The organism is Stenotrophomonas sp. STEN240 (assembly GCF_056756175.1).
Map to the genome: position 1 here is coordinate 117,637 of NZ_JBRRBO010000001.1, position 14,099 is coordinate 131,735.

Genomic DNA, 14,099 nt, shown 5'->3' on the forward strand with positions numbered 1-14,099 from the left:
GAGCAAAGCTTTGGACGCTGCAACTACAACAGAAGGGCGTATCCGCAAGGTTGTCATCGCTGGCGGCGGCACGGCGGGATGGTTGGCCGGCTGTGCGCTGGCCCACCAGTTCCGCGACCAGCTGGACATCACCCTGGTGGAGTCCGAACAGATTGGCACCGTGGGCGTTGGTGAATCGACGGTGCCACCCATCCGCACCTTCCATCGCTTCCTGCAGATCGACGAGCAGGAGTTCATGCGTGCCGTCGCCGGGACGTTCAAGCTGTCCATCTCGTTCGAGAACTGGCGCCGGCCCGGGGAGCATTTTTTTCATCCATTCGGCACCATCGGCAAAGGTACCTGGGCAACGCCGTTCCATCACTTCTGGCTGGACAGCCTGCGCCGTGGCATGCCATCGGACCTGGGTGACTTCTGTCTGGAAAGCGTGGCCTCGCGCGACGACCGGTTTTCCCTGCAGACCCAGCCGCAGGCCAGTTATGCCTATCACTTCGATGCCGGGCTCTATGCAAAATTCCTGCGCCGCAAAGCCGAGGGCCACGGCCTGCGGCGGGTGGAAGGAAAGATCCGGGAAGTAAGGCAGCACGCGCATGACGGCTCGGTGCAGTCGCTGGTGCTGGAAGACGGGCAGGTGATAGAAGGCGATCTGTTCATCGATTGCACCGGCTTCCGTGGCTTGTTGACCGAACAGACCCTGCATACCGGCTATGAGGATTGGCACCAGTGGTTGCCCAGTGACAAGGCCGTGGCGGTGCAGACCGAAGCGGTGGGGCCGCCGGTGCCCTATACCCGCGCCATCGCGCATGAGGCTGGCTGGCGCTGGCATATTGCCCTGCAACACCGCGTGGGGTGTGGGTTGGTGTTCTCCAGTCGCCACATGTCCGATGACGAGGCGCATGCCAAGCTGCTGCGCGATGTAGCTGCGCCGCCGCTGCGCGATCCATGGCTGGTGCCGTTCCGCAGCGGGCGCCGGCTCAAGGCATGGAACAAGAACGTGGTCGCATTGGGTCTTGCCAGTGGCTTCATCGAGCCGTTGGAGTCGACCAGCATCCACCTGACCATCAGTGCGGTAGTGCGGCTTATCCAGCTGTTTCCGTTCGACGGAATCAGCCCATCGCTGGTCGATCTGTACAACGATGTAAGTCGCGCGGAGATGGAGCACGTGCGCGATTTCATCATCCTGCACTACCACGCGACGCAGCGCGACGAGCCGATGTGGAAGGCCTGCCGTGAGATGGAACTGCCCGCGTCGCTGCAGCTGCGGCTGCGTGCATGGCGCGAACGCGCGCATGCCTGGCAGGACCCCGGTGAATTGTTCCGGGTGGAGTCCTGGACCAGCGTGCTGCTGGGGCAGGGCATCCAACCAGGCAGTCCGCATCCGCTTGCCCGTTCCCTGGGTGATGCGGATCTGCGCACCTTGCTGGATGGGATCCGCCAGCCAGTGCGGCACGCTGCCGCGCAGATGCCGTCGCAGGCTGAATTCATCGAACGCTACTGCAAGGCAGCGGCGGAAGTGTGGCGGCCCAGCGTGGCAATGGCGTAGCGGGAAAGGCACTGGCAAACGACATGCGTTGCCAGTGCCACGGTTTTGCGTTGCAGCACGCTTTTTCTGCTGTGGCTGGTTACAGTGCGACAACACCGCAGGCGGCAACGCTGTGGTGGAAAAGAGGGAACAGGACTGCGTTCCCTTTTTTTACCGAAGCAAATGGTAGCGCTACCTTTCAACGAGTCGGAGGCGTTTTTGATGGATCTGGTTGCCGGAATTGATGCAGGTACGCAGAGCCTCAAGGTGGTGGTCTATGACCCTGCCGGGCGTATCGTGGTTGCCAGCACCAGCATGCCGCTGGACATGATCAGCGCTGCAGATGGCAGCCGCGAGCAACTACCGGCCGACTGGGTGGCCGCGCTGCACGCGTGCTTCCGGCAGATTGATCCTTCCGTGCGCTCACGCATTGTTGCGTTGGCGGTATCTGGCCAGCAGCACGGTTTTGTAGCGGTGGATGGCGCAGGCGATGTGCTGGCACCGGCCAAGCTGTGGTGTGACACCAGCACTGCGGCCGAGTGCACGCAGATCATGGACGCGTCAGGCGGCGTTGCGCGGACCATCGCGCTCGCCGGCAATCCCATCCTTGCCGGCTACACCGCATCCAAGCTGCCATGGACAAAGACGCACCGGCCTGCCGCCTACGCGCAGCTGGCCACCATTCTGTTGCCGCATGACTATCTCAACTTCGTCCTGACCGGCCAGCGTTTCTGCGAATACGGCGATGCTTCCGGCACAGGCTGGCTCGACGTGCGCAGCCGCAGCTGGTCAGCCGAGCTGCTGCGTGCGACCGATTCGCAGCGTGACCTTGGCGCCTGCTTGCCGCGCATCGCCAATCCGGATGAGCTGTTTGATATCGAGCCGGCTACCGCCAACGCACTGGGTTTGCAGGCAACGGTGAAGGTCGCGGTGGGTGGCGGCGACAACATGATGGCCGCCATCGGTACCGGTTGCGTCGAGCAGGGTCGGCTGGCGATGAGTCTGGGTACCTCCGGCACCTTGTTTGCCTATTCGGATACACCGGTGGTTGACCCCGACGGGGCATGGGCCGCGTTCTGTTCGTCCACCGGTGGCTGGCTGCCGCTGATCTGCACAATGAACTGCACCGTGGCAACCGAGCAGGTCGCCACTGCATTCGGTTTCAGCACACGCGATGGTGACGCACACCTGCGCGACACCGCGCCCGGCGCGGATGGACTGGTGATGCTCCCCTTCCTCAATGGTGAGCGCACCCCCGACCTGCCGCTCGGCAAAGGCGTGCTGGCGGGCCTGGACACCACCAATATGACGGCGGCACACATCTACCGCGCCGCGATGGAAGGGGCGACCTACAGCCTGAAATACGGCTACGACGCGTTTGTCGGCGCAGGCATGCAGTTCGAGCGCATCGTACTGACTGGCGGCGGCAGCAACAGCGCCGCGTGGCGTCAACTGGTGGCCGACGTATTCGGCTTGCCGGTGGACGTGCCCACCCAGCCCGAAGGCGCCGCGTTTGGTGCGGCATTGCAGGCGCTGTGGGCCATTGGCCTGGCACGCGGTGATACGGCATCGATCGCGGACATCACCCGCCTGCATGTCGCCGTCGACCCGGCGTTGTCCGCGCGGCCCGACCCGCAACGAAGCCAGGCTTACGCCACGGCATACACACGTTTCCTGCGACATCTCGACGCCATCACGCCGCTGCAGCGCGGCTGATGTCCCTCTCCGCGACACCCCGCACAACTACAGGAATACGCAGCATGAGCACGCAGCCCTTCATCGGCGCCAAGGAATACTTCCCCGGCATCGGCCGCATCCCGTTCGAGGGCCGCGGTTCGGACAACCCCCTCGCGTTCAAGGTCTACGACGCCAACAAGGTCATCGGTGGCAAGACCATGCAGGAACACCTGCGCTTTGCGGTCTGTTACTGGCATACCTTCTGCAATGCCGGCCACGATCCGTTCGGCCCAGGCACCCGCCATTTCCCGTGGGAAGCCGGTTCGCCGATGGCGACCGCCGAGGCCAAGGTGGATGCGGCGTTCGAGTTCTTCACCAAGCTGGGCGTGCCGTACTGGTGCTTCCACGATATCGATCTGGCACCGGATGCCGATGACATCGGGCAGTACGAGAAGAACCTCAAGCACATGGTCGGCCTGGCCAAGGCGCGGCAGGAAGCGACCGGCATGAAGCTGCTGTGGGGCACGGCCAATCTGTTCTCGCATCCGCGCTACATGAATGGCGCGTCGACCAACCCGGATTTCGCGGTGGTGGCGCGTGCAGCGGTGCAGGTGAAGGCGGCGCTCGAGGCCACGGTCGAACTGGGCGGCGAGCATTATGTGTTCTGGGGTGGCCGCGAAGGCTATGCCGCGCTGGTGAACACCCAGATGAAACGCGAGGTTGACCACTTTGCCCGCTTCCTGACCATGGCGCGCGACTACGGGCGCAGCATCGGGCTGAAGGGCAACTTCCTGATCGAGCCCAAGCCGATGGAGCCGATGAAGCACCAGTATGACTTCGACAGCGCCACCGTGGCGGGCTTCCTGCGGGAGCATGGCCTTGAAAAGGACTTCAAGCTCAACATCGAGGCGAACCACGCCACGCTGTCCGGCCATACCTTCGAGCACGACCTGCAGGTTGCCGCCGATCACGGCCTGCTCGGCAGTATCGATGCCAACCGTGGCAATGCGCAGAACGGCTGGGATACCGACCAGTTCCCCACCGACCTGTATGACACTGTCGGTGCGATGCTGGTGGTGCTGCGGCAGGGCGGGCTGGAAGGCGGCCTGAACTTCGACGCCAAGGTGCGCCGCGAGTCCACCGACATGGAGGACTTGTTCATTGCCCACGTAGGCGGTATGGATGCATTCGCGCGCGGGTTGGAAGTAGCCCACGCGCTATTGACCGACTCACCGCTGGAGCAGTGGCGCAGGCAGCGTTATGCCAGCTTCGACAGCGGTGCCGGCCGGGACTTCGAGAACGGTACGCTCAAGCTGACCGATCTGGTGGCCCTGGCCAGCAAGGCCGGTGAGCCCGCGCAGATCAGCGGCAAGCAGGAAAAGTACGAGAATCTGCTCAACCAGTACCTGCTGCGCTGAGCGCAGCAGGATCGCATCGACATTGCAGGAATGGGGAGGGGACGGTAATGAACCAGGCAACGACCGGGGGTGAGAACACCCGGCTGATCGTGTTGATCAGCGTAGTAGCGACGATTGGCGGGTTCCTGTTCGGGTTCGACAGCGGGGTCATCAATGGCACCCAGGACGGCCTGCATCAGGCCTTCAAATCCGGCGAGTGGATGCAGGGCTTCGAGATTGCCTCCATGCTGCTGGGCTGCGCGGTCGGTGCGTTCAGCGCCGGTCGCCTGTCCGACAATCTGGGCCGTCGCAATGTGCTGATCATCTCGGCGGTCATGTTCCTGTTGTCGGCCATTGGTGCCGGCGCAGCCAGCTCGTCGTCCTGGTTCATCGTGGCGCGTGTGGTGGGTGGCTTTGCGGTGGGTGCGGCCAGTGTGATCTCGCCGGCCTATATCGCCGAGGTGGCACCGGCACGCTACCGCGGCCGCCTGGCCACGGTGCAGCAGATCGCCATCATCAGCGGCCTCACTGCGGCGTTCCTGTCCAACTACCTGCTGGCGGCCACCGCAGGTTCGTCCACCGAGGCGTTGTGGGGTGGTCATGCCGCATGGCGCTGGATGTTCTGGATGCAGGCGGTGCCGTCGCTGCTGTTCCTGTTGCTGTTGCTGACCATTCCGGAAAGCCCGCGCTACCTGGTTGTGAAGCGCCGCAAGCAAGACGCGCTGCATGTGCTCACGCGGTTGTTCGGCGCTGCCGGTGCGCAGGCCAAGCTGGAGGAGATCGATGCCTCGCTGTCGGCCGACCATCATCGTCCGCAGTTGTCCGACCTGAAGAACAAAGCCACCGGCAGGATCCGCCCGATCGTCTGGGTAGGCATTGGCCTGGCCACGTTCCAGCAGCTGGTGGGCATCAACGTGGTGTTCTATTACGGCGCCGTGCTGTGGCAGGCCGTTGGATTCTCCGAGAACGATGCGCTGCTGATCAACGTGCTGTCGGGTGCACTCAGCATCGGCGCCTGCATCGTCACGGTGCTGTTGATTGATCGCATTGGCCGCAAGCCGCTGCTGTGGATCGGTTCGGCAGGCATGGCGGTGTCACTTGCATTCGTGGTGGTGGCCTTCGCCAGCGGCTCTCTGGTCGATGGCCATCTGCAGCTGCCTGGGCGCATGGGCACGCTGGCGCTGGTAGCCGCCAATGCCTACGTGGTGTTCTTCAACCTGTCGTGGGGCCCGGTGATGTGGGTGATGCTGGGCGAAATGTTCCCCAACCAGATCCGCGGCTCGGCCTTGGCCGTTGCCGGCGCGGCGCAATGGACGTCGAACTTCGCCGTGACGGTGACCTTCCCGATCCTGTTGGCGGCGACCGGCTTGGCGGCGACCTACAGCATCTATCTGGTGGCGGCAGTCATCTCGGTGTTCTTCGTACTCAAATACGTGCGCGAAACCAAGGGCAAGGAACTGGAGCAGATGGAAGGATGAACGCCATGACCCAACCTGATTCCCGCCGTGCCCGCACCGGCCTGCTGTTAGCTGCGCTGTTGCTGGCCCTGGCTGCCTGCAAGGGCGAGGAGCAACCCGCCGCATCCACCACCAGCGATGCCAGCGTCTGGCCGCAGGTTGCCTGGCCGCTGCCCGAAGATCCCGCGCTGGAAAAACGCATCAGCGAGTTGTTGGCCAGCATGACGGTCGAGGAAAAAGTTGGCCAGCTGGTGCAGGGCGACATCGGCAGCCTTACCCCCGATGACGTGCGCAAGTACCGGCTCGGGTCGATCCTGGCCGGGGGCAACTCCGACCCCGGTGGTCGCTACGATGCCTCGCCTGCGGAGTGGTTGGCACTGGCCGACGCGTTCTACGACGCATCGATGGACACCTCCCAGGGCGGCAAGGCAATCCCGGTGGTGTTCGGTATCGATGCCGTGCACGGGCAGAGCAACATCGTCGGCGCTACCTTGTTCCCGCATAACATCGGTTTGGGTGCAGCACGCAACCCGGAGCTGCTGCGCAGGATCGGTGAAATCACCGCATTGGAGACACGCGCAACCGGCATGGAGTGGACCTTTGCGCCAACCGTGGCGGTGCCGCAGGACGACCGTTGGGGCCGTACCTATGAAGGCTATTCCGAATCACCGGACGTGGTGGCCAGCTATGCCGGTGCGATGGTGGAAGGCCTGCAGGGCAAGGTGGGTGCGGCGGACTTTCTCGACGGCCGCCATGTGATTGCCTCGGTAAAGCACTTCCTTGGGGATGGCGGCACCACCGATGGCAAGGACCAGGGCGATACCCGGATCGGCGAGGCCGAACTGGTGCGCATCCATGCGGCCGGTTATCCGCCGGCGAGCGCCGCCGGTGCACAAACGGCGATGGCCTCGTTCAACAGCGTCAACGGCGAGAAGATGCACGGCCACAAGCCGTACCTGACCGATGTACTGAAGGGTCGCATGCACTTCGGTGGTTTCGTTGTCGGCGATTGGAACGGGCACGGGCAGGTCAAGGGCTGCACCACCACCGATTGCCCGGCCACCATCAACGCCGGGCTGGACATGGCCATGGCTTCGGATAGCTGGAAGGGCTTCTACGAGACCACGCTGGCCGCTGCCAAGGCCGGCACGATCAGCCAGGAACGGCTCGACGATGCCGTACGCAGGATCCTGCGGGTCAAATTGCGGCTGGGCCTGTTTGAAGCGGGCAAGCCGTCGTCGCGTGCGGTCGGCGGCCAGTTCGCGCTGATCGGTGCGCCGGAGCATCGCGCGGTCGCGCGCCAGGCCGTGCGTGAATCGCTGGTGCTGTTGAAGAACCAGGGCGGCGTGCTGCCACTGTCGGCGAAGCAGCGCATCCTGGTAGCCGGCGATGGCGCCAACGATGTCGGCAAGCAGGCCGGCGGCTGGACGCTCAACTGGCAGGGCACCGGTACCACCCGCAAGGATTTCCCGAACGCGGACAGCATCTACGAAGGCATTGCCCAGCAGGCCAAGGCGGCGGGCGGCGAGGCTGAGCTGGCCGTCGATGGCAAATACACGCACAAGCCCGATGTGGCGGTGGTGGTATTCGGTGAAAACCCATACGCCGAGTTCCAGGGTGATCTGCCGACGCTGGCTTACAAGCCCGGTGATGACACGGATCTGGAACTGATCAAGCGGCTCAAGGCCGACGGTATCCCGGTTGTGGCGATATTCCTTAGTGGGCGCCCGCTATGGGTCAACCGGGAGATCAATGCAGCTGACGCGTTCGTGGCGGCATGGTTGCCGGGCTCGGAAGGCGCCGGCATTGCCGATGTATTGCTGCGCACGCCTGCTGGCGGCGTGCAGCACGACTTCAAAGGCAAGTTGAGTTTCAGCTGGCCGCGCACGGCAATCCAGTACGCCAACAACGTCGGGCAGAAAGACTATGACCCTCTGTTCGCGTTCGGCTTCGGCTTGACCTATGCCGACAACGGCGACCTGGCAGCCTTGCCGGAAGTGTCGGGCGTAACCGGTGAGGAAGGCGCGGCCGGCGTGTTCTTCGCGCGTGGCGATACCGGCTCGGGCATCGCACTGCGACTGGAGGACAGGACCGGGCAGGGCGTGACCGTCACCAAGGTGCCGGAAGTGCTGGATGGTGAACTGTTGAAGGTAAGCGGCGTGGATCACCTGGCGCAGGAAGATGGCCGCCGCCTTGCATGGTCAGGCAAGGGCGATGCTGTTGTCGCATTGCAATCGCACACCGCATTGGATCTGCAGCGCGAGAGCAACGGTGACCTGATGCTGTTGACGACCCTGCGCGTGGATGCTGCCCCAAGCGCTGATTCCTGGCTGTCGGTTGGCTGCGGCACGGGCTGCAGTGCACGCATCGCGATGACGCCAACGCTGGCAAAGCTGCCGGTGGGCCAGTGGACGCGCGTTGGCGTACCGCTGAAGTGCCTGGCTGCGGCAGGAGCGGATGTCGGCAAGCTGGATCGTCCCTGGTCGTTGGCTACGGCAGGCGCAATGACGCTCTCGGTATCCCGCGTTGCCTTGGGCGCCTTGAACGAAGCGGAGACCACCGTCGCATGCGCCGGTGTGTAAGCACAGCTGCATTGTTGGCGACGGTGACGCATGTCAACGTCGTCTGCGTCCTCATCTGCGTGCCCAGCACGCGGGTGTTGTCCGCATGCTGATACGCCGCGTGCTAGCGGCGCTTGGGCGGCGTCGCCACCGAGTCGCGGGTGACCAGGCGGTGGGGCAGCACGTGGTCCATCAATACCGGCGTGCCGTCTGTTTTGCGACGGATGCTGCGCAACAAAATGTCGATGGCGGCGTTGGCCATCGCCGCGATCGGCTGATGGATGGTGGTGAGTTCTGGCCACACGGTTGTAGCAGCGGAACTATCATCGAAGCCGACCACCGACAGGTCGCGGGGTACATCCAGGCCACGCCGGTGTGCCACCGAGATGGCCGCCGCGCCCATGTCGTCGTTGCTGGCGAAAATGGCAGTCGGCGGCTTCCGCTGGGACAACAGCTTCTCGGCAGCCGTCAGCCCGGACCGGTAGGTGTAGTCACCTTGCTGGACCAGGCCGGGTTCCACCTCCAGCCCGGCCTCGTGCAAGGCGGTGACGAAACCGTCGTAGCGCCGCGCGCTTGCGCTGAGGTCCTTGCGCCCACGGATGAAGCCGATGCGGCTGTGGCCTTGTTGGATCAGATATTCGGCCATTTCCTTGCCGGCATGGAAGTCATCGATGCGGACGCAGGAAATGTCCTCGCTCAGATGACCCGAAGCGATGGCCACCACCGGGATGCCGGCCTTGACCAGTTCGGTCACGGCAGCCTGCGACTCGCACAGCGGTGGCGGCAGAATGACGCCATCCACCCGCCCGGCCAAGGCGCGGGCGGCGTTGCGTTCGGCCTCGGTATCCAATTCATCCCAGTAATCGACGACCAACTGGATCGCGGAGCTGGACGCGACACGCAACAGGCCCACCAGCAGCTCGCGCAGGTAAGCACCGCTGGGATTGGTGTAGATCAGCGCGATACGCGTGTGCTGCGCGGCGGCCAGCGAACTGGCGGCCAGATTGGGCGTATAGCCCAACGCATGCACCGCGCGCATGACGCGCTCGCGGGTAAGGTCGCGTACCTTGCCCTGGTTCATCACCCGCGACACGGTCATCGGCGATACCCCGGCAAGGGTGGCCACCTCGTCGATCGTCACGCCACTGGTTTTGCGGCGGACCGATTTCTTCGGCTTGTCCAATACGCGTTCCCTTCTTTCTGTGTGGCGCTGCGGCGCGGCTGCCAGGGGGGATGATGGAGTATCCGGGGCAGGGCCATAGCTTACAAAGTCGAATGTTAACGCCACTGCTCCGCGCCAGCGGGCGGCGCCTTTGGCTGTGCGGCGTGGCCTTGGTTTTTTTGGCGAGCATGGGCAGGTTGCATGCCGAAGACGGCTACGCCCTGTGGATGCGTTATGTTCCGCTCGAAGCCACGCTCGCCGAGGGTTACCGCACGCAACTGGGCGCTGTCGCCGCGCCCGATCAGACACCCACCCAGCACGCCGCACGCGAAGAACTGTCGCGCGGCCTGGCTGGCCTGCTGGGCAGCGCGCCGCAGCTGCATACCGATGCGGCCGCTGGACAAGGGCTGATCCTGGGTACGCCGCAGTCATCTGCCTTGGTGGCGCCATACCGCAGGGATCTTGAGTCACTGGGCGCGGAGGGCTACCTGCTGCGGCAGACACAGGTAGGCGGGCGCAACGTGTTACTGATTGCCGCGCGTGAGGATATCGGCGTGCTCTACGGGGTGTTCCATCTGCTGCGCCTGCTGCAGACCGGCGCACCGCTCGCCGGTCTTGAGGTGCGCGAGTCACCCCGGCTCACGCTGCGTTTGCTCAATCACTGGGACAACCTGGACCGGTATGTCGAACGCGGTTACGCCGGCAGCTCACTGTGGGATTGGCAGACGCTGCCGGACTGGCGGGACCCGCGCTACACCGACTATGCCCGCGCCAATGCCTCGCTCGGCATCAATGGCACGGTTCTGAACAATGTCAACGCCAATGCCTTGAGCCTGACCCGCCCGTATCTGCAGAAAGCAGCCGCCTTGGCGCAGGTATTCCGGCCTTACGGCATCCGTGTGTATCTGAGTGCGCGCTTCAGTGCGCCCATCGAATTGGGCGGGCTGAAAACCGCGGATCCGCTTGATCCGGCGGTGCAGCGCTGGTGGCGCGACAAGGCCAACGAGATCTACGCGCTGATCCCGGATTTTGGTGGCTTTCTGGTCAAGGCGAACTCGGAAGGTCAGCCGGGCCCACAGGATTACGGGCGCTCGCATGCCGATGGTGCCAACCTGCTGGGCGACGCGCTGGCAGCGCACGGCGGTGTGGTGATGTGGCGTGCCTTCGTCTACGCGCACGATGTATCCGAAGACCGCACCAGGCAGGCGTATAGCGAATTCTCCGGTCTGGACGGTGCTTTCCGCCCGAATGTGATCGTGCAGGTGAAGAACGGCCCGCTGGATTTCCAGCCGCGCGAACCCTTGCATCCGCTGTTTGGCGCCATGCCGCACACACCATTGATGATGGAGTTGCAGATCACCAAGGAATACCTTGGCTTCGCGACGCATCTCGTCTATCTGGGCCCACTTTACGAAGAAGTGTTGCGTACCGACACACACGCACGCGGCGCCGGCTCAACGGTAGCCCGGGTGATCGATGGTTCCCTGGAAGGTCACACACTCACCGGCATCGCCGGTGTTGCGAACACAGGCACTGACCGCAACTGGAGTGGCTCGCACTTCGACCAGGCCAACTGGTACGCCTTCGGCCGGCTGGCGTGGAACCCGCATCAGTCCGCGCGCGACATCGCCGCAGACTGGGCAGCAATGACGTTCTCAGCGGATCCTGCGGTGGTCCAGCCCATCGTCGAGATGATGATGGCATCACGCGAAGCAGCAGTGGACTACATGACACCGCTGGGCCTGCATCATTTGATGGCGCGCGGGCACCACTATGGGCCGGGCCCCTGGGTCGCTGGCGGACCACGCGCAGACTGGACTTCGGTGTACTACCACCGTGCTGACCGCAACGGCATCGGCTTCGACCGGACGGCGCGTGGCAGCAATGCCGTGGCCCAGTACGCCCCCGCGTTGGCTGAAGCATATGGCGATCTTGAGCAGGTTCCCGAGCCATTGTTGTTGTGGTTCCACCATGTTCCCTGGGATCACCGCATGCACTCCGGGCGCAGCTTGTGGGACGAGCTGGTGGGCCGCTATTCGCGGGGCGTGCGTCAGGTGCAGGCGATGCAGGCCAGCTGGGATGGCCTGCAGGGCAGGGTAGATGCACCACGCCACCAACAGGTTGCGGCCTTCCTGCGCATCCAGCACAACGAGGCGCAGTGGTGGCGTGACGCCAGCGTTGCGTATTTCCAGTCGTTGAGCGGAAGGCCGTTGCCGGCGGGCGAAGCAGCGCCACCGCAGCCGCTGGCCTATTACCAGTCGCTGCAGTTTCCTTTCGCGCCGGGGGATGGGCAATGAGCTGGAGCAAGCCATGGGGTGCTGCGCTGTTGGCGGCTGCACTCGCTTTCGGTGCCTCTCCCTTGCGGGCGCAGGATTCCATGCCGGCGTTGCTGCATCCGCTGTTCCAGGATCACGCCGTCCTTCAGCGGGATCAGCCAGTTCCTGTGTGGGGCCATGCCGATCCGGGGGAAACGGTATCGGTGGCGTTCGCACGGCAAACCGTCAGCACGCGTGCGGATGCGGAAGGGCGTTGGCGCACGACACTGCAGCCGATATCCGTTGGCGGTCCCTATGAATTGACGGTCCACGTCGGGCATGCGACCCAGACCGTGCGTGACCTGTGGATGGGCGATGTATGGCTGTGTTCCGGGCAGTCAAACATGGAACTGCCAGTGTGGCGCGCGCTCAACGCCGGTAGTGAGATCGCCTCGGCCACGCAGCCGACTATCCGCTTGTTCACCGTGCCGCAGGCAGCGGCCTTCAGTGCGCAGCATACTTTCAGCAGTACAGCTGCCTGGGTATCTGCGACCCCGGAGACGGTGCGCGAATTCTCTGCGGCGTGTTTCTACTTTGCGCGTGAGCTGCAGAAGACAGTCGATGTACCGATGGGGCTGATCCAGGCCGCATGGGGCGGCTCGCGAATCGGGGCCTGGACCAGCGCCAAGGCCCTGCGCGCGCACGGCGGCATGGATGAGGCGTTGGATGTGCTCGCGCTGTATGCCCGCGACCCCGCCGGCGCGCGCCTGCAATGGGGCCAGCGTTGGCAAAAATGGTGGCTTGCGCGCGAAGACGCTGTAGCCGGCGACGCGCCGTGGGGGCTGGATTCGGGCAGCAGCGGTTGGCAAGAGGCACCTGAGATGCTTGGCGCGTGGGAACACTGGGGCGTGGCAGCGCTGGCCGACTACAACGGCATGGGGTGGTACCGCAGCCAGCTCACCCTTACCGCAGCGCAGGCCGCACAGGGCGCAACACTGGAGCTGGGGCCCGTTGATGAGACCGACATGACCTGGGTCAATGGCGTGGCCGTGGGCAGCCAGTACGGCGCAGGCGAGGCACGTCGGTATCCGTTGCCGAACGGCTTGCTGCAAGCCGGCAGCAACACGGTGGTTATCAACGTGCTGGACACCTATGGCGATGGCGGACTTTCCGGTCCCGCGAGCGCTCATGGCCTGCGTTTCGACGATGGCACGCGTGTCGGGCTCGATTCGCCGTGGCAGTACCGCATCGCGCCGGGCGCACAATCACCGCCGCTCGCGCCTTGGCATGCTGCGACCGGTCTGTCGACGCTGTACAACGGCATGATCGCACCGCTGGGCGGCTATGGCTTGCGCGGCATGCTCTGGTACCAGGGCGAATCAAACACGGCTGATGGCGCTGCCTATGCAGCGCTGCTGCGCACATTGCGTGATGGCTGGCGCAGCCAGTTCGGCAAGCAGATGCCGCTGCTGGTGGTGCAGTTGGCCGGTTATGGCCTGCCACCTGTGGTACCGGTTGAAAGCAGGTGGGCGCAGGTGCGTGAAGCACAGCGGCGTGTCGTTGCGGAAGATCCCCGCTCCGCGCTTGCGGTGGCTATCGACATCGGTGATGCCTACGACATCCATCCGCCCAACAAGCAGGAGTTGGGGCGACGCCTGGCACGTGCGGCGCGCCATCTGGTCTATGCGGAGGAAGGGCTTTCGCCATCCGGTCCGCAGGCACTGGCGGCAGCACACACGGCGGAGGGCGTGCGCATCATGTTTGGCGAAATCACCGGCAAGCTGGTGACAACCGGCGCGAACGGGCCCATCGGCTTTGAACTCTGCGATGCCGACGCGCGGCAATGCAGTTATGCCGACGCCAGAATGGATGAGCGTCATGTCGTGCTTCGCAGCCCGCAGGCCAATGCGGCCGCGCTAGTCCGCTACTGCTGGGCAGATGGCCCGGTCTGCACGCTACGCGACAGCGCCGGCATGCCAGCGGGCCCATTCGAGCTACCTATCACTGATGCCGAGGTACCACGATGAGCCTGCTCTCCACGCGGTACAGCACGGACACTGGTCGGGACACC

General features: G+C 64.3%; 8 protein-coding genes. 7 read left to right on the top strand and 1 reads right to left on the bottom strand.

Annotated features, from left to right (window positions below; translation table 11 throughout):
* The first annotated feature begins 10 nt into the window (after window positions 1-10).
* From ACVOKO_RS00530 to ACVOKO_RS00550, 5 genes are all read left to right on the top strand, one after another.
* On the top strand, window positions 11-1,540 hold the full coding sequence (locus ACVOKO_RS00530; protein ID WP_346496238.1) for a tryptophan halogenase family protein: 1,530 nt from the start codon (window positions 11-13) through the stop codon (window positions 1,538-1,540).
* 201 nt (window positions 1,541-1,741) lie between these two features.
* Window positions 1,742-3,235 (top strand): xylulokinase, encoded by a 1,494-nt coding sequence (gene xylB, locus ACVOKO_RS00535; RefSeq protein WP_346496240.1) that lies wholly within the window; start codon window positions 1,742-1,744, stop codon window positions 3,233-3,235.
* Between the two features lie 44 nt (window positions 3,236-3,279).
* Window positions 3,280-4,614, top strand: a complete 1,335-nt coding sequence (gene xylA / locus ACVOKO_RS00540; RefSeq protein WP_346496242.1) for a xylose isomerase — start codon at window positions 3,280-3,282, stop codon at window positions 4,612-4,614.
* Between the two features lie 47 nt (window positions 4,615-4,661).
* Window positions 4,662-6,071 (top strand): sugar porter family MFS transporter, encoded by a 1,410-nt coding sequence (locus ACVOKO_RS00545; RefSeq protein ID WP_346496244.1) that lies wholly within the window; start codon window positions 4,662-4,664, stop codon window positions 6,069-6,071.
* Window positions 6,072-6,076: 5 nt separating this feature from the next.
* Entirely contained in the window at window positions 6,077-8,632 is a 2,556-nt protein-coding gene (locus ACVOKO_RS00550) for a glycoside hydrolase family 3 protein (RefSeq protein ID WP_346496246.1), read from the top strand.
* Window positions 8,633-8,735: 103 nt separating this feature from the next.
* On the opposite strand, the gene ACVOKO_RS00555 is transcribed toward ACVOKO_RS00550, so the two are convergent.
* Window positions 8,736-9,794 carry a LacI family DNA-binding transcriptional regulator gene (locus tag ACVOKO_RS00555; RefSeq protein WP_346496248.1) on the bottom strand — a complete coding sequence of 353 codons (1,059 nt, stop codon included), beginning with the start codon at window positions 9,792-9,794 and terminating at the stop codon, window positions 8,736-8,738.
* Window positions 9,795-9,886: 92 nt separating this feature from the next.
* Here ACVOKO_RS00555 and ACVOKO_RS00560 point away from each other — a divergent pair, with 92 nt between their 5' ends.
* The gene (locus ACVOKO_RS00560; RefSeq protein ID WP_430980681.1) at window positions 9,887-12,070 is read left to right on the top strand and encodes an alpha-glucuronidase family glycosyl hydrolase; all 2,184 of its coding nucleotides are present in this window, start codon (window positions 9,887-9,889) and stop codon (window positions 12,068-12,070) included.
* Window positions 12,067-14,055, top strand: coding sequence for a sialate O-acetylesterase (locus tag ACVOKO_RS00565; protein WP_346496252.1), 1,989 nt, complete (start codon window positions 12,067-12,069; stop codon window positions 14,053-14,055). The genes ACVOKO_RS00560 and ACVOKO_RS00565 overlap by 4 nt, the downstream gene beginning before the upstream one ends.
* The last annotated feature ends 44 nt before the right edge of the window (window positions 14,056-14,099 follow it).

Bases quoted from the DNA above. Each gene is read 5' to 3' on its own strand.
- xylB (WP_346496240.1), top strand. From the start codon at position 1,742: ATGGATCTGGTTGCCGGAATTGATGCAGGTACGCAGAGCCTCAAGGTG.
- xylA (WP_346496242.1), top strand. From the start codon at position 3,280: ATGAGCACGCAGCCCTTCATCGGCGCCAAGGAATACTTCCCCGGCATC.
- ACVOKO_RS00545 (WP_346496244.1), top strand. From the start codon at position 4,662: ATGAACCAGGCAACGACCGGGGGTGAGAACACCCGGCTGATCGTGTTG.
- ACVOKO_RS00550 (WP_346496246.1), top strand. From the start codon at position 6,077: ATGACCCAACCTGATTCCCGCCGTGCCCGCACCGGCCTGCTGTTAGCT.
- ACVOKO_RS00560 (WP_430980681.1), top strand. From the start codon at position 9,887: ATGTTAACGCCACTGCTCCGCGCCAGCGGGCGGCGCCTTTGGCTGTGC.
- ACVOKO_RS00565 (WP_346496252.1), top strand. From the start codon at position 12,067: ATGAGCTGGAGCAAGCCATGGGGTGCTGCGCTGTTGGCGGCTGCACTC.